This window comes from Streptomyces sp. NPDC028419 (assembly GCF_055565515.1).
The window spans coordinates 70,486-91,780 of the sequence record NZ_JBVHUE010000035.1 but is presented as its reverse complement, the minus strand read 5'-3'; the positions used below and the strand labels follow the sequence as shown (position 1 = coordinate 91,780).

General features: G+C 72.6%; 19 protein-coding genes. 6 read left to right on the top strand and 13 right to left on the bottom strand.

The window, feature by feature from the left end:
• The first annotated feature begins 161 nt into the window (after window positions 1–161).
• Together ACZ4UB_RS32320 and ACZ4UB_RS32315 are read left to right on the top strand one after the other, a co-directional pair.
• Entirely contained in the window at window positions 162–1,778 is a 1,617-nt protein-coding gene (locus ACZ4UB_RS32320) for an ABC transporter permease (protein ID WP_468075694.1), read from the top strand.
• Window positions 1,778–2,800, top strand: a complete 1,023-nt coding sequence (locus ACZ4UB_RS32315; RefSeq protein ID WP_468075691.1) for an ABC transporter ATP-binding protein — start codon at window positions 1,778–1,780, stop codon at window positions 2,798–2,800. The genes ACZ4UB_RS32320 and ACZ4UB_RS32315 overlap by 1 nt, the downstream gene beginning before the upstream one ends.
• A 417-nt stretch (window positions 2,801–3,217) precedes the next feature.
• Here ACZ4UB_RS32315 and ACZ4UB_RS32310 read toward each other — a convergent pair whose 3' ends face one another.
• From ACZ4UB_RS32310 to ACZ4UB_RS32285, 6 genes are all read right to left on the bottom strand, one after another.
• Window positions 3,218–4,135 carry a DMT family protein gene (locus tag ACZ4UB_RS32310; RefSeq protein ID WP_468075689.1) on the bottom strand — a complete coding sequence of 306 codons (918 nt, stop codon included), beginning with the start codon at window positions 4,133–4,135 and terminating at the stop codon, window positions 3,218–3,220.
• Between the two features lie 86 nt (window positions 4,136–4,221).
• Window positions 4,222–5,313, bottom strand: coding sequence for an LOG family protein (locus tag ACZ4UB_RS32305; protein ID WP_468075686.1), 1,092 nt, complete (start codon window positions 5,311–5,313; stop codon window positions 4,222–4,224).
• 26 nt (window positions 5,314–5,339) lie between these two features.
• Window positions 5,340–6,419 (bottom strand): hypothetical protein, encoded by a 1,080-nt coding sequence (locus tag ACZ4UB_RS32300; protein ID WP_468075683.1) that lies wholly within the window; start codon window positions 6,417–6,419, stop codon window positions 5,340–5,342.
• On the bottom strand, window positions 6,401–7,219 hold the full coding sequence (locus tag ACZ4UB_RS32295) for an ABC transporter ATP-binding protein (RefSeq protein WP_468075681.1): 819 nt from the start codon (window positions 7,217–7,219) through the stop codon (window positions 6,401–6,403). Before ACZ4UB_RS32295 ends, ACZ4UB_RS32300 begins: the two co-directional genes overlap by 19 nt.
• 171 nt (window positions 7,220–7,390) lie before the next feature.
• The gene (locus ACZ4UB_RS32290) at window positions 7,391–8,770 is read right to left on the bottom strand and encodes an aspartate aminotransferase family protein (protein WP_468075678.1); all 1,380 of its coding nucleotides are present in this window, start codon (window positions 8,768–8,770) and stop codon (window positions 7,391–7,393) included.
• On the bottom strand, window positions 8,755–9,258 hold the full coding sequence (locus ACZ4UB_RS32285) for an Lrp/AsnC family transcriptional regulator (RefSeq protein ID WP_037791052.1): 504 nt from the start codon (window positions 9,256–9,258) through the stop codon (window positions 8,755–8,757). The genes ACZ4UB_RS32290 and ACZ4UB_RS32285 overlap by 16 nt, the downstream gene beginning before the upstream one ends.
• Window positions 9,259–9,427: 169 nt before the next feature.
• On the opposite strand from ACZ4UB_RS32285, the gene ACZ4UB_RS32280 reads away from it, so the two are divergent.
• The 3 genes from ACZ4UB_RS32280 (at window position 9,428) to ACZ4UB_RS32270 (ending at window position 12,754) form a co-directional block, all read left to right on the top strand.
• Window positions 9,428–10,867 carry a gamma-aminobutyraldehyde dehydrogenase gene (locus ACZ4UB_RS32280; RefSeq protein ID WP_467966119.1) on the top strand — a complete coding sequence of 480 codons (1,440 nt, stop codon included), beginning with the start codon at window positions 9,428–9,430 and terminating at the stop codon, window positions 10,865–10,867.
• 146 nt (window positions 10,868–11,013) lie between these two features.
• Entirely contained in the window at window positions 11,014–12,192 is a 1,179-nt protein-coding gene (locus ACZ4UB_RS32275; RefSeq protein WP_468075676.1) for a polyamine ABC transporter substrate-binding protein, read from the top strand.
• A gap of 88 nt (window positions 12,193–12,280) precedes the next feature.
• Window positions 12,281–12,754: a hypothetical protein gene (locus ACZ4UB_RS32270; RefSeq protein ID WP_468075673.1), complete on the top strand. Its 474-nt coding sequence runs from the start codon at window positions 12,281–12,283 to the stop codon at window positions 12,752–12,754.
• Here ACZ4UB_RS32270 and ACZ4UB_RS32265 read toward each other — a convergent pair.
• The 5 genes from ACZ4UB_RS32265 to ACZ4UB_RS32245 all read right to left on the bottom strand — a co-directional run bounded on the left by ACZ4UB_RS32265 (window position 12,744) and on the right by ACZ4UB_RS32245 (window position 17,740).
• Entirely contained in the window at window positions 12,744–13,949 is a 1,206-nt protein-coding gene (locus tag ACZ4UB_RS32265) for a serine hydrolase domain-containing protein (protein ID WP_468075671.1), read from the bottom strand. The two genes, ACZ4UB_RS32270 and ACZ4UB_RS32265, sit on opposite strands and share 11 nt — an antisense overlap.
• Before the next feature lie 155 nt (window positions 13,950–14,104).
• Window positions 14,105–14,833 (bottom strand): response regulator, encoded by a 729-nt coding sequence (locus tag ACZ4UB_RS32260; protein WP_468075669.1) that lies wholly within the window; start codon window positions 14,831–14,833, stop codon window positions 14,105–14,107.
• Window positions 14,830–15,999, bottom strand: coding sequence for a sensor histidine kinase (locus ACZ4UB_RS32255; protein WP_468075700.1), 1,170 nt, complete (start codon window positions 15,997–15,999; stop codon window positions 14,830–14,832). Before ACZ4UB_RS32255 ends, ACZ4UB_RS32260 begins: the two co-directional genes overlap by 4 nt.
• Window positions 15,999–16,703: a glycerophosphodiester phosphodiesterase gene (locus tag ACZ4UB_RS32250; protein WP_468075667.1), complete on the bottom strand. Its 705-nt coding sequence runs from the start codon at window positions 16,701–16,703 to the stop codon at window positions 15,999–16,001. The genes ACZ4UB_RS32255 and ACZ4UB_RS32250 overlap by 1 nt, the downstream gene beginning before the upstream one ends.
• Before the next feature lie 11 nt (window positions 16,704–16,714).
• Window positions 16,715–17,740 carry an adenosine deaminase gene (locus ACZ4UB_RS32245; protein ID WP_468075665.1) on the bottom strand — a complete coding sequence of 342 codons (1,026 nt, stop codon included), beginning with the start codon at window positions 17,738–17,740 and terminating at the stop codon, window positions 16,715–16,717.
• A gap of 572 nt (window positions 17,741–18,312) precedes the next feature.
• Here ACZ4UB_RS32245 and ACZ4UB_RS32240 point away from each other — a divergent pair.
• Window positions 18,313–18,603 carry a DUF4190 domain-containing protein gene (locus tag ACZ4UB_RS32240; RefSeq protein WP_468075663.1) on the top strand — a complete coding sequence of 97 codons (291 nt, stop codon included), beginning with the start codon at window positions 18,313–18,315 and terminating at the stop codon, window positions 18,601–18,603.
• Window positions 18,604–18,690: 87 nt separating this feature from the next.
• Here ACZ4UB_RS32240 and ACZ4UB_RS32235 read toward each other — a convergent pair whose 3' ends face one another.
• Entirely contained in the window at window positions 18,691–20,310 is a 1,620-nt protein-coding gene (locus tag ACZ4UB_RS32235; RefSeq protein ID WP_468075661.1) for a TROVE domain-containing protein, read from the bottom strand.
• Window positions 20,311–20,722: 412 nt separating this feature from the next.
• On the bottom strand, window positions 20,723–21,274 hold the full coding sequence (locus tag ACZ4UB_RS32230; RefSeq protein ID WP_468075659.1) for an NADAR family protein: 552 nt from the start codon (window positions 21,272–21,274) through the stop codon (window positions 20,723–20,725).
• Between the last annotated feature and the right edge of the window lie 21 nt (window positions 21,275–21,295).

The window sequence follows — 21,295 nt, the reverse complement described above, 5'->3', positions numbered from 1 at the left end:
CCCCCCCCCCCCCCCCCCCCCCCCCCCCCCCCCCCCCCCCCCCCCCCCCCCCCCCCCCCCCCCCCCCCCCCCCCCCCCCCCCCCCCCCCCCCGGGTCCGGTCAGGTCGGGCCGTCGCCGGGCGCCGAGGGGCGTCGGGCGCTTGCGCTGCGGCTGGCCCTGATGGCCCTGCCCCTCGCCTTCTTCGGCCTGTTCTTCGCCTACCCGGTCGCCGCGATCGTCGGCCGCGGGCTGCGGAGCGACGACGGCTGGCAGTTCGGCCGGATCGGCGAGGTCCTCGCCCGGCCCGACATCGCCGACGTGCTCTGGTTCACCACGTGGCAGGCGCTCGCCTCGACCGCGCTGACCCTGCTGATCGCGCTGCCCGGTGCCTACGTCTTCGCCCGCTTCGAGTTCCCGGGCAAGCAGCTGCTGCGGGCGGTCGTCACCGTTCCCTTCGTGCTGCCCACCGTGGTCGTCGGCACCGCCTTCCTGGCCCTGGTCGGACGCGGCGGGATGCTGGACGAGCTGTGGGGCGTACGGCTGGACACCACCGTCTGGGCGATCCTGCTCGCCCACGTCTTCTTCAACTACGCCGTGGTCGTCCGCACGGTCGGCGGCCTCTGGGCGCAGCTCGATCCGCGCCAGGAGGAGGCCGCCCGGGTGCTCGGGGCGGGGCGGTTCGCCGCCTGGCGCCGGGTGACCCTGCCCGCGCTCGGCCCGGCCGTCGCCGCGGCCGCCCTGATGGTGTTCCTGTTCACCTTCACCTCCTTCGGCGTCGTGCAGATCCTCGGCGGACCGGCGTACTCCACCCTGGAGGTGGAGGTCTACCGGCAGACCGCGCAGCTGCTCGACCTGCCGACCGCCGCCGTCCTGACGATGGTGCAGTTCGTGGCCGTCGGCGCGATCCTGGGCGTCCACGCCTGGACCGTGCGCAAGCGGGAGACCGCGCTGCGCCTGGTCGATCCCGCGGGGACGGCCCAGCGGCCGCGCGGCATCGGGCAGCGGCTGCTGCTCGGCGCGGTCCTGCTGACGGTCGCGCTGCTGATCGTGCTGCCGCTCGGGGTCCTGGTGGAACGGTCCTTCGACGCGCCCGGGGGCTACGGCTTCCGCTACTACCGGGCCCTGCAAGAGGCGGGCGCCGGCGGCGGGACCTTCCTGGTGCCGCCGCTGGAGGCGATCTGGAACTCCCTCCAGTACGCCCTGGCCGCCACCGCCATCGCCCTGCTCGTCGGGGGGCTCGCGGCCGCGGCGCTCACCCGGCGCGGGGGCCGCTTCGTGCGCGGGTTCGACGCGCTGTTGATGCTTCCGCTGGGCGTGTCGGCCGTGACGGTCGGCTTCGGCTTCCTGATCACCCTGGACGAGCCGCCGCTGGACCTGCGCACCTCGTGGATCCTGGTGCCGCTGGCCCAGGCGCTGGTCGGCGTCCCCTTCGTCGTACGGACCATGCTGCCCGTCCTGCGCGCGGTGGACGGCCGGCTGCGCGAGGCCGCGGCGGTGCTGGGGGCCTCGCCGCTGCGGGCCTGGCGGGAGGTGGACCTGCCGCTGGTGCGGCGGGCGCTGCTGATCGCCGCCGGCTTCGCCTTCGCGGTCTCGCTCGGCGAGTTCGGGGCGACCGTCTTCATCGCCCGGCCCGACCACCCGACGCTGCCCGTGGCCGTGGCCCGGCTGCTGGGGCGCGCGGGCGAGATGAACTACGGGCAGGCGATGGCCCTGAGCACGATCCTCATGCTGGTGTGCGCGGCGTCCTTGCTGGCGCTGGAGCGGCTGCGCCCCGACAAGACCTCCGGAGAGTTCTGATGACCCTGCTGGAACTGAGCGCGGTGTCGGTGCGCTTCGGCGAGCGCGCGGTCGTGGACGCCGTGGACCTGGCGGTCGCCGAGCACGAGACCGTGTGCGTGCTCGGGCCGAGCGGCAGCGGGAAGTCCACGCTGCTGCGGGTGGTCGCCGGACTCCAGGCGACCGCGGGCGGGCGGGTGCGGCTCGGCGGGGCCGACCAGCGCGGGGTGCCGGTGCACCGGCGGGGGGTGGGCCTGATGTTCCAGGACCACCAGCTCTTCCCGCACCGCGACGTCGGCGGGAACGTGGCCTTCGGCCTGCGGATGCGGGGTGCGGCGCGGTCGTCGTACGAGGTCCGGGTGGCGGAGCTGCTGGAGCTGGTCGGCCTGCCGGGGGCGCAGCGCCGGGCCGTGGCCTCCCTGTCCGGCGGCGAACAGCAGCGGGTGGCGCTGGCCCGGGCGCTGGCTCCGTCGCCGCGGCTGCTGATGCTCGACGAGCCGTTGGGGCAGCTGGACCGGGGGCTGCGGGAGCGACTCGTCGTCGAGCTGCGGGAGCTGTTCTCCCGGCTCGGTACGACCGTGCTCGCCGTGACGCACGACCAGGGCGAGGCGTTCGCGCTCGCCGACCGGGTGGTGGTCATGCGGGAGGGGCGGATCGCCCAGGTCGGGACCCCGCTGGAGGTCTGGCAGCGGCCCGCGTCGGAGTTCGTGGCGCGGTTCCTCGGCTTCGAGAACGTGGTTCCGGCGGAGGTCTCAGGGGGCGTGGCGCGGACCGTGTGGGGGCGGATCCCGGTGCCGGAGGGGTCCCCGGAGGGGGCGTGCCGGGTGCTGGTGCGGTCGGCGGGGGTGGTGCCGGGGCCCTCCGGGCTGGGGTGCGTGGTGGAGGCGCGGACGTTTCGGGGGACGCATGTGGCGCTGCGGGTGCGGGCTGCGGCGGGGCCGGTGCTGGAGGCCGAGTGCGGCTGGGCGGGGGCGCCGGCCCCCGGCGACCGGATCACGGTCACCTTCACCCCGTCCGAGGTGGTCGTCCTCCCCCCGGAGTAACCACCGCCCCCGGCGGAGCTGGGGTGGCGCGCCCTGGCCGGGCCCGTGCGGGCCGTCCGTGCCTCCGGCGGCGCCTCAAACGCCGGCGGGGCTGGGGTGGCGTCCGGCGGGGCTGGGGCGGCGCGCCCTGGCCGGGCCCGTGCGGCCCGTCCGCGCCTCCGGCGGCGCCTCAAACGCCGGCGGGGCTGGGGTGGCGTCCGGCGGAGCTGGGGTGGCGCGCCCTGGCCGGGCCCGCGCGGCCAGTCCGTGCCTCGGGCGGCGCCTCAAACGCCGGCGGGGCTGGGGTGGTGCGGGCTGGGATGGAGTGCCCGGAGGGCATGTCCAGCCTGCCCGGCGTTTGAGGGCCCGCCGGAGGCTGGATGAGTCCGGGCCGGGGCGAGGACGGGTCGCGGCGGTCGGCCCGGCCCGGGCCGGGGGTTAGGGGACCGGGACTGGGGGGTCCGTTTTGGTGTTGGGGGTGGCTTCGGCTTCGGCGCCGTCGTGGTTGCCGAACCAGGCCACCGCGACCGCACCGGCCACCGCCAGGACGAAGCCCAGTACGGCCAACCACGCCAGCCCCGGCCGGGACGCGTCCCCGAGCCACAGGACGCCGATGGCCCCCGGCAGCACCGTCTCGCCCACGACCAGCGCGGCGGTCGCACCGTTCACCGAGCCGATCTGCAGGGCCACGGTGTGCAGGTACATGCCGCCGGTCCCGGCGAGGAAGATCGCGTACAGGGCCGGGTCCGCCAGCAGCGCACCGAGCGAGAACGGCTCGATGCCGTCCAGGATCCGCACGCCCACACCCAGCGCACCGAACGCCAGACCGGACAGCAGACCCGCCAGGATCGCCGCCCGCCCACCGAGGAACCGCACGGCCACCGTGCCGCCGCCGATGATCAGCACGGTCACCGCCAGCAGCCACCAGTGCGTGGCGGCCGCGGCGTGGTGTCCGCCCTCATGGCCCGCGGCCGTCGCCAGCAGCACCAGCGCGCCGCAGACGACACCGATCGAGGTCCACTCCTTGCGGGTCAGCCGGATGCCGAGCATCTTCACGCTCAGCACGGCGGTGATCACCAGGTTGGCGCTGATGACCGTCTGGGAGAGGAACAGCGGCAGCAGCCGGGCGGCCAGCGCACCGAGTCCGAACCCCAGGAAGTCCAGGATGGTGCCGACGATGAACTCCCAGGTCATCGCCGCTTTCGCGGTGGAGGCGAGGTTCGGGCCCCCGTGCTGGGTGACCCCCGCGCCCGCCTCGGAACTCCGGGCAGCCTTGCGGGAGCCCACGGCTTGTAGGACGGATCCCGTGCCGTAGCAGATGGAAGCCGCGACAGCGGTCAGCAGGCCTATGAGCACAGAGGGCTCCGTTCACGTCTGGCAGGTTTTACGTATCTATTACCTATGCCAGACGGCCTATCGGCCCCGGAAGTTGCCTCGTACCCCTAAACGAATGACGCGAGTGTCGCCGGAACCTCGTCGACGGAGTCGACCAGGGCGATCCGGGACTCCATCGGTCGGCCCGCCGCCAGGGCCTGGAGCAGCGGCCACGCCGGGAGCCGCTCGGTCCAGTGCTCCCGGTCGACCAGGATCATCGGGGCGGGCTCGCCGCGCGACCCGTAGTAGTTCGGGGTGGCGTTGTCGAAGATCTCCTGGACGGTCCCCGCGGCGCCCGGCAGGAAGACCACGCCCGCGTTGGACCGGGCGAGGAGCCCGTCCTCGCGCACCGCGTTCGCGAAGTACTTCGCGATGTGGCCCGCGAAGGCGTTCGGCGGCTCGTGGCCGTAGAACCAGGTCGGGATGCCCACCGAGTCACCGCCGTCGGGCCAGCGCTCCCGCACGGCGAAGGCGGCCCGCGCCCACTCGGAGACCGACGGGGCGAACGACGGCGCCTCGGCCAGCATTTTCAGGGCCTCCGTGAGCGCGTCGTCCGCGGCCGGGGCCAGGTACGCACCCAGGTTCGCCGCCTCCATCGCGCCGGGTCCGCCGCCGGTGGCCACGGTCAGCCCGGTCCGGGCCAGGCTCCGCCCCAGTCGGGCCGCGCCCGCGTAGGCCGGGCCGCCACGGGCCATGGCGTGCCCGCCCATGACGCCCACCACCCGCGCGCCCGTGAGGTGCTCGTCCAGGGCGTCCGAGATGGCGTCGTCGTGGAGGGACCGCAGCATGGAGGAGAGGACGTCGCCGTCGGCCTTCGTCTCCTGGAACCAGGAGTACGCCTCGGCGTCCGGGGTGGCCTCGTACCCGGCGGACAGCGAGGCGAACAGCTCCTCCGGCGTGTAGAGCAGCCCCCGGTAGGGGTTGAACGGCAGATCGGGCACCGGCGGGAAGACCAGCGCCCCGTCCGCGCGCACCTTCGCGGCCGCGTCCGGCTCCATGGGGCAGCCCAGGAAGACGGCCGCGGTGGTGTCGCTCGACAGCAGGGCGAGGGTGCGCTCCAGCAGGTTGACCGACTGGATGCGGTAGCCGCTCAGGTCCCCGCGGGCGACGACCTGGTCGAATTCGGCGAGGGTCTCGATCTCGATGTCCGGGTAAGCCATTTCGCCCACCCTAAGGGCTGTCCGCGTCAGTGGGTCAAGGCGGTCACCGTCAGCTGCGCCACACCCCAGCTGAGCGGAAGGCAGACCACGAGCAGGGCGACGGCCCGCAGCGCCACCGCGCCGCGCAGCACCCCGGCCGCGCCGCCCAGGCCGCGCAGCGCCTCGCGGGCCGGTGACCGGCCCTGGCGGATCTCGACGGCGGTGGTCAGCAGGGTCGCGGCGGCGCAGGCGCCGACCAGCGCGGCCGTCGGTCCGGTCAGCGGCCCCAGCGGTACGTGCAGTCCGCCCCGCTCGCGCAGGGCCAGGGCGGTCAGCGCCCCGGCCGCCACCGCGCACAGCACGCCGAGCGGGCGGCCGACCCGGGGCGCCTCCTCCTGCAGGATCCGGCCCGCGAGCAGCCGCGTCGCGCCGGGGCGCACCGCCTGGACGAGGGTGCCGCAGGCGTAGGCCAGTCCGGGCCCGGCGAGCGACAGCCCGACGGCGGTGAGCGCCCAGCCCGTGAGCATCCCGGGGCCGCCGCGGCCCGCGTAGGCCTCGACCGCCAGCCCGCAGGCGGTGAGTGAGATCCCCCACGGAAGTTCGGCCTGCGGGGTGCGGCGCGCCCGCGCCCCGGGCCGCAGGGCGAGGGCCACGGTGGCCGAGGCGATGATCGGGACCAGCGCGAGCAGGGTGAGGGCGGCGGCCACCGGCAGCGGTCGGTCGGCGTGCAGGAGCGAGGCACCGGCCCCGTCGAAGGGCAGCCCGGAGACCTCCCCGCGCAGGTGCAGGAAGGCGGCGAGGGCGACCGCGCTGCCCAGGGTGCAGGCGATGGCGGTGGAGATCGCGGCGACGAGCACGCGCCGTACGGGCCCCAGTCCTGCCGCGTCCATCCCTTCGCGGGGTCGGGTGGCCGGGTCGGTACGGGCCACCGCGACGGCGAAGTGCACGGTCACGGCGAGCGGGACGAGCGCCCACAACAGCCGGGGGAACGATCCGGCAGGGCCGGCGAGCGCCCCCGCCAGCACGTACAGCAGCAGGAAACCGGTGCCGGCCGAGGCGGCCGCGACCAGCAGTCGACGGAACTGGACGAGCGGCCGGGAGCCCCGGGTCAGGCGGAGAGCGAGCACGCGCCCTGACCCTCCGCTTCCGTCGCCAGCCCCGGACCGGCCGCGGCGGTGTCCGCGTCCCCGCTCGGGTCCGCCTCCGCGCCCGGCTCCGCCGCCATGCCCGCCTCCGCGCCCCCGGCCGCGGTCGGCGCCGGGCGGCCGTCGAGGAGCGCCACGCGGCGGTCGGCGACCTCGGCGGTCCGCTCGTCGTGCGTGGCCAGCAGCACGGTGATCCCGTGCGAGCGGGCGGCGGTGGTCAGGGTACGGAGCAGGGTGGCCTGCTCGGTGCGGTGCAGCGGGGCCGTCGGTTCGTCCGCGAAGATCACCGAGGGGTCCCCGACCAGGGCCCGCGCCAGGGCCACCCGCTGCGACTCGGCGCGGGTCAGGGCGCCGGGGCGCTTGCGGGCGAAGCCGCCGATGTCGAGCCGGTCCAGCCACTCGCAGGCGGCGTGTTTGGCGACGCGGTGCGGGGCGCCCGCGAGGAGCAGCGGCAGCGCGGCGTTCTCCCACACCTTCAGCTCCGGCAGCAGCCCGGGCTCGGGGCCGATCCAGCCGAACCGGTCGCGGCGCAGCCGCTCCCGGGCCAGCGTCCCCATGGTGTGCACGGGGACGCCGTCGAACCAGACCTCGCCCTGTTCGGGCACGAGCTGCCCGGAAAGGCAGTGCAGCAGCGTGGTCTTGCCGCTGCCGCGGGGGCCCGTGACGGCGAGGACCTCGCCCTGGCGGACGCCGATCGAGACACCGATGAGGCCGGGCGATCCGCTGTGGGAGTAGTGCAGTGAGCGTGCCCAGAGCACGTCGTTGTCCGGTGGAGCAACCATGGCGTACACCTCCGTCCGGGGGAACGAAGCGGAGCCCGCTTGGTCACTGGCGCCGCAATGAGATGTAAAGAGATGAACGTCTTGGCTGGCTACAGCACACGGCCCGGACCCTCTCGTTCTCACTCGAACGGAGGATCCGGGCCGTGGGGGCCGGCGGTGCCGGGGTCTGATCTAGAGCTTGGTCCACGCCTCGGTGAGCACCGAGCGCAGGATTCCTTCGATCTCGTCGAAGGTGCCCTGGTCGGCGATCAGCGGCGGGGCCAGCTGGATGACCGGGTCGCCACGGTCGTCGGCGCGGCAGTAGAGGCCGTTCTCGAAGAGCGCCTTGGAGAGGAAGCCGTAGAGCACGCGCTCCGTCTCCTCGTCCGTGAAGGACTCCTTGGTGTTCTTGTCCTTGACGAGCTCGATGCCGTAGAAGAAGCCGTTGCCGCGGACGTCACCGACGATCGGCAGGTCGTGCAGCTTCTTCAGCGTCGAGAAGAAGGCGTCCTCGTGGTCCAGCACGTGCTGGTTGAGGCCCTCCTTGTCGAAGATGTCGAGGTTGGCGAGGGCCACGGCGGAGGAGACCGGGTGGCCACCGAAGGTGTAGCCGTGCAGGAAGGTGTTGTCACCCTTGTAGAACGGCTCGGCGAGCTTGTCCGAGATGATGCAGGCACCGATCGGGGAGTAGCCCGAGGTCATGCCCTTGGCGCAGGTGATCATGTCCGGGATGTAGTCGAACTTGTCACAGGCGAACATCGTGCCGAGGCGACCGAAGGCGCAGATCGTCTCGTCGGAGACGAGCAGTACGTCGTACTGGTCGCAGATCTCGCGGACGCGCTGGAAGTAGCCGGGCGGCGGCGGGAAGCAGCCACCGGCGTTCTGCACCGGCTCCAGGAAGACGGCGGCGACGGTGTCCGGGCCCTCGAACAGGATCTCCTGCTCGATCTGGTCGGCGCACCAGCGGCCGTAGGCCACCGGGTCGTCGCCGTGGATCGGGGCGCGGTAGATGTTGGTGTTGACCACCTTGTGCGCGCCGGGCACCAGCGGCTCGAAGGGGGCCTTGAGCGCCGGCAGGCCGGTGATGGACAGGGCGCCCTGCGGGGTGCCGTGGTAGGCCACCGCACGCGAGATGACCTTGTACTTGGTGTGCTTGCCCTGCAGCTTGAAGTACTGCTTGGCGAGCTTCCACGCGGTCTCGACGGCCTCGCCGCCACCGGTGGTGAAGAAGACCTTGTTCAGGTCGCCGGGCGCGTAGTGGGCGAGGCGCTCGGCCAGCTCGACGGCCTTGGGGTGCGCGTACGACCAGATCGGGAAGAACGCGAGTTCCTGCGCCTGCTTGTAGGCGACCTCGGCCAGTTCCTTGCGGCCGTGACCGGCGTTGACCACGAACAGTCCGGCGAGACCGTCCAGGTAGCGCTTGCCCTTGTCGTCCCAGATGTAGGTGCCCTCGCCCCGGACGATGGTGGGGACGGGCGCGTTCTCGTAGGACGACATGCGGGTGAAGTGCATCCACAGGTGGTCGTACGCGGTCTTGGAGAGGTCCTGGCTCACGGTTATCGGGTTCCCCACATGTAGGTCTGCTTCTTCAGCTTCAGGTAAACGAAGCTTTCGGTTGATCGCACGCCGGGGAGCGCGCGGATCTTCTTGTTGATCGTGTCGAGCAGGTGGTCGTCGTCCTCGCAGACGATCTCCACCATCAGGTCGAAGGAACCCGCGGTCATCACCACGTACTCGCACTCGGCCATCGCGGTCAGCGCGTCGGCCACCGGGTCGAGGTCTCCCTCGACGTTGATGCCGACCATCGCCTGACGCCGCAGGCCCACGGTGAGCGGGTCGGTGACGGCCACGATCTGCATGACGCCCTGGTCGAGCAGCTTCTGCACGCGCTGGCGCACGGCGGCTTCGGAGAGGCCCACGGCCTTGCCGATCGCCGCGTAGGGGCGGCGTCCGTCCTCTTGCAGTTGCTCGATGATCGCCAGGGACACAGCATCGACCGAAGGGGACGGTTGTCTGTTCCTGGAATCTGCGCTTCGACTGACCACGACCTCACTGTGCACGAGGAGTCGTCTGTTCCGCAAGCGGTAACCGATGTAATTCGTTGTTCGAGGTCTCGGATTACGCGGATTTCGTAGTTCGTGGCGTCCGGCTCTGTCGAAAGCGTCTCCACAGCGGCTAGGCTGGGCTTTTGTCTCAACCATTGGACATGTGATCAGGAGAGTGGCCGTAGTGACCAGCGAACTGCGTCGTCTGCGCAACTACATCGGCGGGGAGTTCAAGGACGCCGCCGACGGGCGGACCACCGAGGTGGTCAACCCCGCCACCGGCGAGGTGTACGCCAGCGCCCCGCTGTCCGGGCAGGAAGACGTCGACGCCGCCATGGCCGCCGCCGCGGCGGCCTTCCCGGGCTGGCGCGACACCACCCCCGCCGAGCGCCAGAAGGCCCTCCTGAAGATCGCGGACGCCTTCGAGGCGCGCGCCGAGGAGCTGGTGGCCACCGAGTCCGAGAACACCGGCAAGCCGCTGGGCCTCACGGCCAGCGAGGAGCTGCCGCCGATGGTGGACCAGATCCGCTTCTTCGCGGGCGCCGCCCGTCTGCTGGAAGGCCGTTCGGCCGGCGAGTACATGGAGGGCATGACCTCCATCGTGCGCCGCGAGCCGGTCGGCGTCTGCGCGCAGGTCGCGCCGTGGAACTACCCGATGATGATGGCCGTGTGGAAGTTCGCCCCGGCCATCGCCGCGGGCAACACCGTGGTCCTCAAGCCTTCGGACACCACCCCGGCCTCCACGATCCTGATGGCCGAGATCATCGACTCGATCCTGCCCAAGGGCGTCTTCAACGTCGTGTGCGGTGACCGGGAGACCGGCAAGGCGATGGTCGAGCACGCCACCCCGGCGATGGCCTCCATCACCGGTTCGGTGCGCGCGGGCATGCAGGTCGCCGAGAGCGCCGCCAAGGACGTCAAGCGCGTCCACCTGGAGCTGGGCGGCAAGGCCCCGGTCGTCGTCTTCGAGGACGCCGACATCGCCAAGGCCGCCGAGGACATCGCGGTCGCGGGCTTCTTCAACGCGGGCCAGGACTGCACCGCCGCGACCCGCGTCCTCGTCCACGAGTCGATCCACGACGAGTTCGTCGCGGCGCTCGCCAAGAACGCGGCCGACACCAAGACCGGTCAGCCGGACGACGAGGACGTGCTCTACGGCCCGCTGAACAACCCGAACCAGCTGAAGCAGGTCGCGGGCTTCATCGAGCGCCTCCCCGCGCACGCCAAGGTGGAGGCGGGTGGCCACCAGGTCGGCGAGAAGGGCTACTTCTACGCCCCGACCGTGGTCTCCGGCCTGAAGCAGGACGACGAGATCATCCAGAACGAGGTCTTCGGGCCCGTCATCACCGTCCAGTCCTTCACGGACGAGTCGCAGGCCCTGGAGTACGCGAACGGCGTCGAGTTCGCCCTCGCCTCCTCCGTGTGGACCAAGAACCACGGCCGCGCGATGCGCATGTCCAAGAACCTCGACTTCGGCTGCGTGTGGATCAACACCCACATCCCGCTGGTCGCCGAGATGCCGCACGGCGGGTACAAGAAGTCCGGCTACGGCAAGGACCTCTCGGCCTACGGCTTCGAGGACTACACCCGCATCAAGCACGTGATGACCTCGCTCGACGGCTGACGACGGCTGACGACGGCTGACGACGGCTGACGACGGCTGACCGGTCGCCGACCTGTCGGCGCACCGTTCACCGCCGTTCGCTCAAGGGGCGGGCAGTAGACAACATGTCTATTGCCCGCCCCTTCGCGTTCGCCCAGTCTGTGCGCATGCCTGAACTCGCTCTCTCCCGCCGCGCGGCCCTGCGCGGCCTCGGCGCCGCGGGCCTGTTGGCCGGCCTCGTCGGTTGTGGCGTGCCCGCCGCCTATGTCCCGGAGGACCGACGGGAAGGCACGGACCGCTCCGCCGCCGACCGGAGCCTGGCCTTCGCGAACTGGCCGCTCTACATCGACACCGACGAGGAGGACGAGACCCGGCGCCCGACGCTGGACGCCTTCTCGAAGCGGACCGGGATCGAGGTGAAGTACACCGAGGAGATCAACGACAACGACGAGTTCTTCGGCAAGGTCAGCCCGGCCCTGATGAACCACCAGGAGACCGGCCGCGACCTGGTGGTGGTCAGCGACTGGATGGCGGCCCGGTTCGTCCGGCTCGGCTGGGCCCAGACCATGAACCGCGCGACCCAGCCGAACGTGGCGAAGTACCTGGACCCGCAGCTGCGTGCCCCGGCCTTCGACCAGGGGCGCCTGCACACGGTCCCCTGGCAGTCGGGGATCACCGGCATCGCCTACAACCGCAAGGCGCTGGGCCGGGAGCTCAAGTCCACCAAGGAGCTCTGGCACCCCGACCTCGCGGGCAAGGTGACGCTCTTCTCCGGGCTCGACGAGTCCTTCTCCCTGCTGATGCAGGGCAACGGCGTCGACGTCACGCGCTGGACCGAGTCGGACTTCCACCGGGTCTGCGACCAGGTGGAGGAGATGGTCCAGAAGAAGCACATCCGCCGCTTCACGGGGAACGACTACACCTCGGACCTGAGCAAGGGCGACGTGCTCGCCTGCCAGGCCTACTCCGGCGACGCGATCCAACTCCAGGCGGACAACCCCGACATCGAGTTCGTGGTCCCGGAGGAAGGCGCCGAGCTGTGGGCCGAGAGCCTGCTCATCCCGAACCTGGCCCGCCACAAGGCCAGCGCCGAGGCCCTCGTCGACCATTACTACCAGCCCGAGATCGCTGCCGAGCTCGCCGCCTCCGTCAACTACGTCTGCCCGGTGCCCGCCGCCCGCGAGGTGCTGGCCGGCTCCGATGACAAGGACACCGCCGAACTGGCCGCGAACCCGCTGATCTTCCCCGACGACGAGATGCGCAAGCGGCTCGTCGTGGCCCGGGACATCTCGACGGCGGAGCGCCAGTCCTTCGCGAAGCGCTGGAACGCGATCGTCGGCCTCTGAGGTGGGGAAGGGCTGCGCCGGGAGAGGAAACTGAACATGTTCAGAGATTTTGCTGAACGTGTTCAGAAATCGGCGTACTCTTCAGTCCATGATCGAACGAGGCGTTCTGCTGCGTCGGATCAGGGCCTGGCTGGCCCTGTTCATCGTGTGCTTGGTGCTCAGCGGTCTCACTGCCTTCCCGCTGGTCAGTGAGCTCCACTGGGCCAACTCCTTGATCTCCCACGAGTGGCTGCGGCGGGTCGGCGAGGGGCTGGAGCGGGCCGATGCGGACTACCCCTTCCTCCTTTACGGAACCGACTGGCTGGCCTTCGCCCACCTGGTGATCGCGGTGTTCTTCTACGGAGTCCACCGCGACCCGGTCCGCAACATCTGGATCGTCGAGGCGGGCATGATCGCCTGCGCCGGAATCATCCCGCTGGCCCTGATCTGCGGACCGATCCGCGGCATCCCCTTCGGGTGGAGCCTCATCGACATGTCGTTCGGCGTGTTCGGGGTGATCCCGCTGCTGGTGCTCCGCCGGATGATCAAGCGGCTGGAAGCGATGTCCGACGTCACTTCTTGAAGGCCGCCATCACCAGCTTCTCGGCTATCGGGTTCATCTCCTGGCCCTTCGCGTCCGTGGAGTTGAGCGAGTAGACCAGCGTCCGGGAGAGGTCGCGGGTGCCGCCGATCACCGTGTTGTAGCCGGGGCGGGCGCCCGTCTTGCCCCAGGCGACCACCCCGCCCGGCAGCACGAAGCGCTTCATGCCCGCGGTCAGATCCGCGTCCTGGCCGTCCGTGTTCTTCACCTTGGGCACGGTGAACATCTCCTCCAACTGCGTCTTCGGTACGAGCCGCCCGCTGAAGAGGGCCACGGTGAAGCGCTCCAGATCCGCCGTGGTCGAGACGAGGTCGCCCGCGGCGAACTGGGCGGAGACGTTCCAGTCGCTCACGTCGACCAACTCGCGGGCCCTGCCCGCCCGCGGGACCGCCTGGTAGCCGTGATGGTGCGGACCCTGGATCCGGACGCGCAGCGGCCCGGGGGAGGAAGTGTCGCGCAGCCCGAGGGGCTTGGCGATCCGGGCCTCGACCGCCTTCGCGTACGAGGTGCCCGTCAGCTTCTCGATCAGGACGCCCAGGATCGTGTAGCCGATGTTGAGGTACTCCTGTTTGGCCCCCGGGTCGAAAGCGGGCCCCTTGGCCACCGCGTTGGCGATCATGGCGTGCGGGTCGCTGATGTCGAACCGGTGGGGGCAGGCGTTCTCGAAGCCGTCGCCGGGGCCGTCGGCCGACTGGATGCCGCTCGTGTAGTTGAGCAGCTGGCGCACGGTCACGGCCTTGAAGGTGTCCGGCAGCAGGCCGGGCAAGCAGTGCTGGACGGTCTCGTCCAGGCCCACCTTGCCCTCGGCCACCAGCTGGAGCACCACCGCCGCGGTGAAGGTCTTCGTCACCGAACCCACCCGGAAGCGGCCCTCCGCGATCGCCGGGCGGCCGGTGCGCACGTCCGAGACGCCCGCACTTCCCTGCCAGCTGCCGCTGGTGCCGCCCACGCGCACCAGGGCCGCGGTCGCGTGCTCGTTCTCGGCGCCGAGCCCGGCGATCGCCTCCGCCAGCGCCGCCGCGTTCGGCGGGGTCGGGACCGTGGGCGCGGCGACCCCGGAAGCGACGGCCGAAACGGAGGCCGCGGCCGGGGCCGGGGCCGCGTGGGCGAGCACCGGGCCCGAGGCGATCCCCAGGACCAGTGTGGCGGCGATCAACGTGCGGGTACGAGCGTTCATGGTGTCCCCCTGTGAGTGACTGCGCGTTCCGGCGGCCACCGCGGCCCCCGATGACTCAATGGTGCTGCTCACAGGGGTGGTTGCGGATCACCAGCGAGAGGGGTCTTCAGCGGTGTGACAACTAGCCGGCGCGGGGGAGTCGACACGCCCACCCCTCACTCTCCAGAGGGAGAACCTTCAGAGGGAGAGAGGGCAGAGGGAGTGATCAGCCCCGTCTCGTACGCGCAGATCACCGCCTGGATCCGGTCCCGCAGCCCGAGCTTCGCCAGCACGTTCCCCACGTGCGACTTGACCGTGTGCTCGCTCACCACCAGCGCGCTCGCGATCTCCGCGTTCGACAGCCCCCGCCCGAGGTGCAGCAGGGTCTCCCGCTCCCGGGCCGTCAGCCCCGCCAACCGGCGCGCGGCCTCGGCCTCGGCGGCCGCGGCCGACTCCGCCGCCGACCCGAGCCGGTCCCGCGCCGTCGCCGCCGTGTACTCCTCGATCAGCCGCCGCGCCACCGAGGGCGCCAGCAGGGAATCGCCCGCCGTCACCACCCGTACCGCGTGCACCAGATCGTCCCGCCGCACGTCCTTCAGCAGGAAGCCGCTGGCCCCCGCGTGCAGCGCCTCGTACACGTACTCGTCCGCGTCGAACGTCGTCAGCATCACCGTCCGGCAGGCGCCGCGCGCCGTGATCGCCCGGCACGCCTCGATCCCGTCCATGACCGGCATCCGGACGTCCAACAGCGCCACGTCCGGGGCCAGCTCCCGCACCGCGGCCACCGCCGCCGCGCCGTCGCCCACCTCCGCGACGACCTCGATGTCCTCCTGGGCGTCCAGGATCATCGCGAAGCCGGCGCGCACCAGCTCCTGGTCGTCCGCGACCACCACACGGATCGTCAATTCCCCACCTCCAGCGGGGAGGCTACAAGGCTGACGCGCACCTCGAAGCCCCGGCCGGCCGGGCCCGGACCGCACCGGGCCGTGCCGCCGTGGGCGGCGGCCCGCTCCCGGATCCCGATCAACCCGTGCCCGCGACCATGCCGGCCGTCGGCCCCGTCGTCGACCACCGTCACCCCGAGCACCCGCGGCCCGTACTCCAGCGTGACCGTCACCCGCGCCGCCCCGGCGTGCTTCACCACGTTCGTCAGCGCCTCCTGCACCACTCGGTGCACGGTCGCCTCCAGCGCGGCGGGCAGCGCGCGGACCGCGCCGGTCCGCTCGTACGACACCGTCAGCCCGCTGGCCCGGACCCGCTCCAGCAGCTCCGCCAGCTCCGCGATCCCCGGCTGCGGGCGGCGCGGCGAGGCGTCGTCGGTCCGGAGCACGCCCAGCATCGTCCGCAGCTGGGCCATCGCGTCCCGACCGGTCTCCGCGATCGCGTCGAAGGCCGCCTCGGCCCGCTCGGGGGCCCGCCGCACAGCCACCGGACCCGCCTCCGCCTGCACGATCATGATGCTGACGGCGTGCGAGAGGACGTCGTGCATCTCCCGGGCGATCCGGGCCCGCTCCCGGGCGGCCGCTTGCTCCGCCTCGATCCGGTTCGCCCGTTCCAGCTGGGCCGCGCGGTCCTCCACCGCGGCGGTGTAGGCCTGCCGGGTGTGCTGGAGGCGCCCCAGCGCGTAGGCCGCGCCCGAGACGAAGAGGGTGAAGAGCAGTTCGCGCGCGGACCCCGTGTCCCACCCCACGGACACGGCGACCGCCACGACCGTGAGCGCGCCCACGGCCAGTCGGACCCGGGGCGGGCACAGCAGCGCGACCGTGTAGAAGGAGATCAGCCCGGCGTACGGGATCGGCTGCCCGGGCCCGTCGAGCGCCAGGTTGTAGACGCCGCCGACCGCCAGGATCGCGACCAGCACGCCCACCGGAGAGCGCCGCCGCCAGACCAGCGGCAGCACGCCGAGCGTGGTCACCGCGTACGACGCCCAGTCCGCGGGCGGCAGATCGGCCGCCCGCGGGACCACGAACGGCATCGTCACGGCCAGTTGCACCAGCAGCGTCAGCCCGAGGTCCTGGGCGCGCGGATCGGCCCGCCGGACGGCCCCGGCGAGATCCCCCCACCCGGGTATCACCGGTCGAACTCGGCCCGTACGGCCGTGAGCACGTCCATCCGGTTCGTCGTGACCGAGTCCACCCCGGCCGCCAACACCTTGCGCATCGACCGCTTGGTGTCGGGCGTCCACACCGATACCCGCAGCCCGTCCCCGTGCAGTGCGTCCACCAGCTCCCGCCGCACCAGCCCGAAGCGGTAGTTGAGCCAGGCGGGCGCCACCGCGTCGATCAGCACCCGGCGCGGCGGGCTCAGCGAGGTCCAGGTCAGCGCGATCTCGGCGCCCGGATCGGCGGCCCGGACGGCCAGCATCGTGTTCCCGCCCGCGCAGTAGTACGCGCGCTCGCGCGCCCCGCACTCGCGCACCTGGCCCACAACGGTCCTGACGGCCTCCGGGCTCGCGCCCGGCAGGTCGATCATCACGCGCCCCGCACCGGTGGCCATCAGGGCCTCGCGCAGGGTCGGCACCCCGCCCCCGGTCAGCTCCCGCAACTGCGGGGCCGTCACGGCGTCGAGCCGCACGTCGTGGCCCCACAGCCGCTGGAGGGTGTCGTCGTGGAGCAGCACCGGGACGCCGTCCCGGGTGAGGCGTACGTCGATCTCGACGGCGTCCGCCCCGCGATCGAACGCGGAGCGGAGCGAGGGCAGGGTGTTCTCACGGACGCGGTAGGGATCACCGCGGTGGCCGACGGCGGTCACGGTCAGAGTGCGCATGATCCCCATTCTCCGTGGTGTCAGGGAGCCAGCCACGCCTCGGTGTACGTGTCGATCTCCGCCGTCAGCCTCGCCTTGCCGGCCGGGTCCAGGAAGGAGGCCTCGACGGCGTTCTTGGCGAGCCGCGCCAGACCGCGCTCGTCCAGCTCCAGCAGGCGCGCGGCCACCGCGTACTCGTTGTTGAGGTCGGAGCCGAACATCGGCGGGTCGTCGCTGTTGATGGTGACGAGCACGCCCGCCGCGACCATCTCCTTGATGGGGTGCGCGTCGAGGTCCGCCACCGCGCGCGTGGCGATGTTGGAGGTCGGGCAGACCTCCAGCGCGATGCGGTGCTCGGCGAGGTACGCGAGCAGCTCCGGGTCCTGCGTGGAGCTGGTGCCGTGGCCGATGCGCTCGGCGCCCAGGTCGTGGATCGCGTCCCAGACGGTCTGCGGCCCCGTGGTCTCGCCGGCGTGCGGCACGCTGTGCAGACCGGCCGCGCGGGCCTGGTCGAAGTACGGCTTGAACTGCGGGCGCGGGACCCCGATCTCGGGACCGCCGAGGCCGAAGGAGACCAGGCCCTCGGGGCGCAGGTCCACCGCGAGCCGGGCGGTCTCGGCGGCGGCTTCCAGGCCGGCCTCGCCGGGGATGTCGAAGCACCAGCGGAGGATGACGCCGAGCTCGCTCTCGGCGGCCCTGCGGGCGTCCTCGATGGCCTCCATGAAGGCCTTCTCCTCGATGCCGCGGCTGGTGGAGGAGTAGGGGGTGATGGTGAGTTCGGCGTACCGGATGTTCTGCCGGGCCATGTCACGGGCGACTTCGTACGTCAGCAGGCGGACGTCGTCCGGGGTGCGGATCAGGTCGACGACCGACAGGTACACCTCGATGAAGTGCGCGAAGTCGGTGAAGGTGAAGTAGTCGGCGAGCGCCTCGGGGTCGGTCGGGACCGCGGAGTCGGGGTGCCGGGCGGCCAGGTCGGCCACGATGCGCGGCGACGCCGAACCGACGTGGTGGACGTGGAGTTCGGCTTTGGGCAGCCCCGCGATGAAGGGGTGCAGATCGGGCATGAGGAGTCTCCGTCGGGACGCGCGTGCGGGCAGGTCTGGGTTCATCGTAGGCAGCCCGGGGGATGTCGGTGGCAGCCCGTAGCATGGCTGTACGAGAGGGGGGCGTCGCATGACCGAACACAGCCCCGAGCCCATCGACCCGTGGGCGCCGCCGGAGCGGCCCGCGGTGGACCTGGGCAAGCAGCGGGGCGCGCCGGGGGGCGCTCCCCCGCAGGGCGCGCCGGATCCGTCGCGCGTGCACGACCAGCCGACGGTCGTCGGCATGCCGGGGGGGCGAGAGCACGGGCGGGCCCTTCGGGCAGCCGCCCTCGCAGCCGGCGCCCGGATTCGCCCCGATACCGGGGGCCGGGCAGATACCGGGTGCGGCGCCGTCGGCGCCCGCCTACGGGTACCCGGCGCAGCCCGCCCCGCCCGGGGCCGGTGCCTACGGGTACCCGACCCAGCCGGACCAGGGCGGCCCTCCGGGGTACGCCGGCTACCAGGGCTATCAGGGGTACCAGGGATATCCCGGTTACCCGGGCTACCCGGGCGGCTACGCGGCCCCGCGCAACGGATTCGGCGTCACCGCCCTGGTGCTCGGCATCCTGTCCGTGGTCGGCTGCATCACCAGTGTGTTCGCCGTCGTCATGGGCGTCATCGCGGTGGTCTTCGGCGTCCTGGGCCGGCAGCGGGCCACCCGGGGCGAGGCCAACAACGCGGGCATGGCGCTGGCCGGCATGATCCTCGGCATCGTCGGGATCGTGCTGGGCGGGCTCATGCTCGCGGCGGTCGTGACCGACTTCATGGACGAGAACGCGCGGGACCGCTACGGCACGCGGCACGACTACCCGGCCACGGTCTCCGAAACACCCTTCGGCACCTGAGCCCCCGGGCCGCCGGGCCCCGGCCCGCCACGCGGAGCCGGGGCCGAGCCCGTCCGGGCCCCGCCCCGGTCCGCCGGGCGACAGGCCCTATGTCTCCCAGGGCCACCGCGCGTCGTGTCCGGCCTCCAGCAGGGGCACCATGCGGAACGCCGCATCGGTGAGGCCGCCGAAGACGTGCCGGTTGGCGCCGCCCGAGGGGCCGTGGCCCACCTGGTAGCCGGCCAGGTTCCAGGTGTAGACGGGAACCTCCGCCGGCACCTGCTCGGTCGGGCCCCCGGCGCGGTGGCGGACGGCCTGCTCGTCGGTGACGATCAGCACCCGGTCGTGCCCGGCGTAGTGCCGCCGCACCGCCTCGGTGGTGTTGGTCCCGCCGAGGTCGCCGAAGCGCTCCAGCACCTTCAGGACCGACTCGCCCGCGGCGTACGGCACCGGCGCGCTGCCCGTGCCGAATTCGACCAGGTCCGCGTCGGCCGCCCGGAGCGCCAACGCCGTGCCGAACACCGCCGCCGCGTCCGCCCGGTTGAGCTGCGAGCGGTCCGACAGCGGGGACCACATCGACCCCGATCGGTCGACCAGGACCAGCGTCCGGCCGGGCAGCGCCGGAACGGCGGCCAGCGAGTGCCCCAGGGCCCGCTCCAGCGGATGGGCCCAGCGCAGCGAGGGCGCGTGCTGGTAGGCGGCCAGGAAGCGGAAGGGGAACTGCCGTGAGCGGGCGACCGCTTCCGGGTCGCTGATCCGCTCCGCCACGGAGGCCGCCACCTCGTCGCTGACCCCCGCCCCGTCGAAGTTGCGCAGGTTGCGCAGCAGCGCCATCGTCCCCATCGAGGGGATGACCGCCTCCCAGGCGGCCGCGTCCAGCGGTCCCTGCAACCAGCCGGCCAGCGCCTCCCAGGTCATCCCCGCCGCGGCCAGCCGCTCGGCGCCGCCGGGCCCGGTGACCACGGCCCGCCGCTCGCCGACCGGCAGCTCCATGAGCGCCTGGTGGGCGGCCAGGGTACGGGCCCCCTCGGGCAGGACCGCGGACTCCGGGTGGTGGCGCCGGTCGAGCGCGTACCGGAACAGCTCCCCCTGCCAGGGCTTGGCGGGATCGGGCACGGCGTGCACGAGGTTGAGGACGTCGCCGAAGCGGAAGCCCTTCGTGGCGGTGTCGTACTTCAGCAGGGAGGAGGCCGAGTAGAGCCGGCGCACGGCGTCGGCGACGCCCCGCTTGACGGGCTTGGGCACATTGCGGCCGTGCACGGCCGTCCAGTACGCGAGCAGCTCGCCGGGCTCGTCGGCCCGCCGCAGCACCGAATCGATGACCTGCCGGTTCGAGGGCGCCGGTGCCTGCGCCTGCGCCGCGGCGGACGGCGCCCGCGGCGCGTCGAGCCGGGCCTTGACGTACTCGGCCGCGCCGACGAGGGCCGCGGTGCGCAGGTTCCCCTCCCCGCGCAGCCAGCCGAGCAGTCCGGCGGTCCAGTGCGGGTCCTCGACCGCCAGCTCGCGCACCAGCGCGGTGTAGCGGTCGTCGCGCCGCCCCGCGTCCTCGTGGAAGGTCCCCTGGGTCACGAAGTTGGCGACGGCCAGCAGGAAGAGTTCGGAGCGCGCGTCACGCAGTCGGCCCACCGCGCCCAGAGCGGTCGCGGCGACCTGCCCGGTGGACCGTACGGGCGAGTGCGGGGCGCCCGACAGGGCGGGCGCGGGCGTGCGGCGGTTGAAACGAGACATGTGAATCCCCCCGAATTCATGGCGATGAGTGAACGATCGGGGGGAGGCGCGCGTGGGGGATGCCCGAGATCAAGTCGGTGACGGATGTTGTCGCTTGCTCTACCTGACTGAGCTACCGGCCGCGGCCGGGCGGGATTCGAACCCGCGACACGTCGATCCAGAAGGAACCGTCGCCTGCGCACCGGGCATCCTCCACGCGCGCCTCCCGAGATCAGGTGGGCTGCGGCGTGCTGTCGTGGAAGAAGGAGCCGCGGCCCGCGCACCGGGAGGTGCGAAGCATGTGCGTCCAGAGGTCACGGCGGCGCAACCGCACGGTGCTCCACCCGGTGAGCTACACCGGCCGGCACCTGGACACGCCCCCACTCTAGGAGGAGCCGTCGGCGGGCCGCCACGCCATTTACCGCGGCCCCCCTCAGCCCCGTCCGGCCAGCTGCTCCCGAGCCGCCATCAGCGCGAAGCCCAGCAGGTTCAGCCCGCGCCAGCGCGCCGGGTCCAGCGCCGCCGGGTCGTCCGCCGCCAGCCCGATCCCCCAGATCCGGTCCAGCGGGGAGGCTTCCACCAGGACCCGGTTCCCGGTGCCGAGCAGGTAGCCGCGCAGCTCCGGCGAGGAGGCGAACTTGGCCGCGCTGCCCGCCACCACGATCCCGAACCGCTCGCGCTCCCAGATGTCCGCGTCGAAGCCGCGCACGAGCCGCCCCGCCTTCTTCGCCGCGGCGGGGCTGGTGGCGGTCAGCGCCGCGCGCTCCGCCGCCGCGTCCCCGAACAGGCGTGCCTTCTCGGCCATCATCCAGTGCTCGGCGGTGGCGTAGCGCACCTCACCCACAGTGAAGGGCGCGGGCCACCACTGGCTCAGACAGCTCGGCCCGAGCGTCCCGTCGTGCCGGGGCGTGTGTCCCCAGAACGGCAGATACTTGACTCGTTCACCCCGGTTGACCTGCTCGATCAGTTCGTCGATCCGTTCCATGCACGCGAGTCTGGCAGCCGC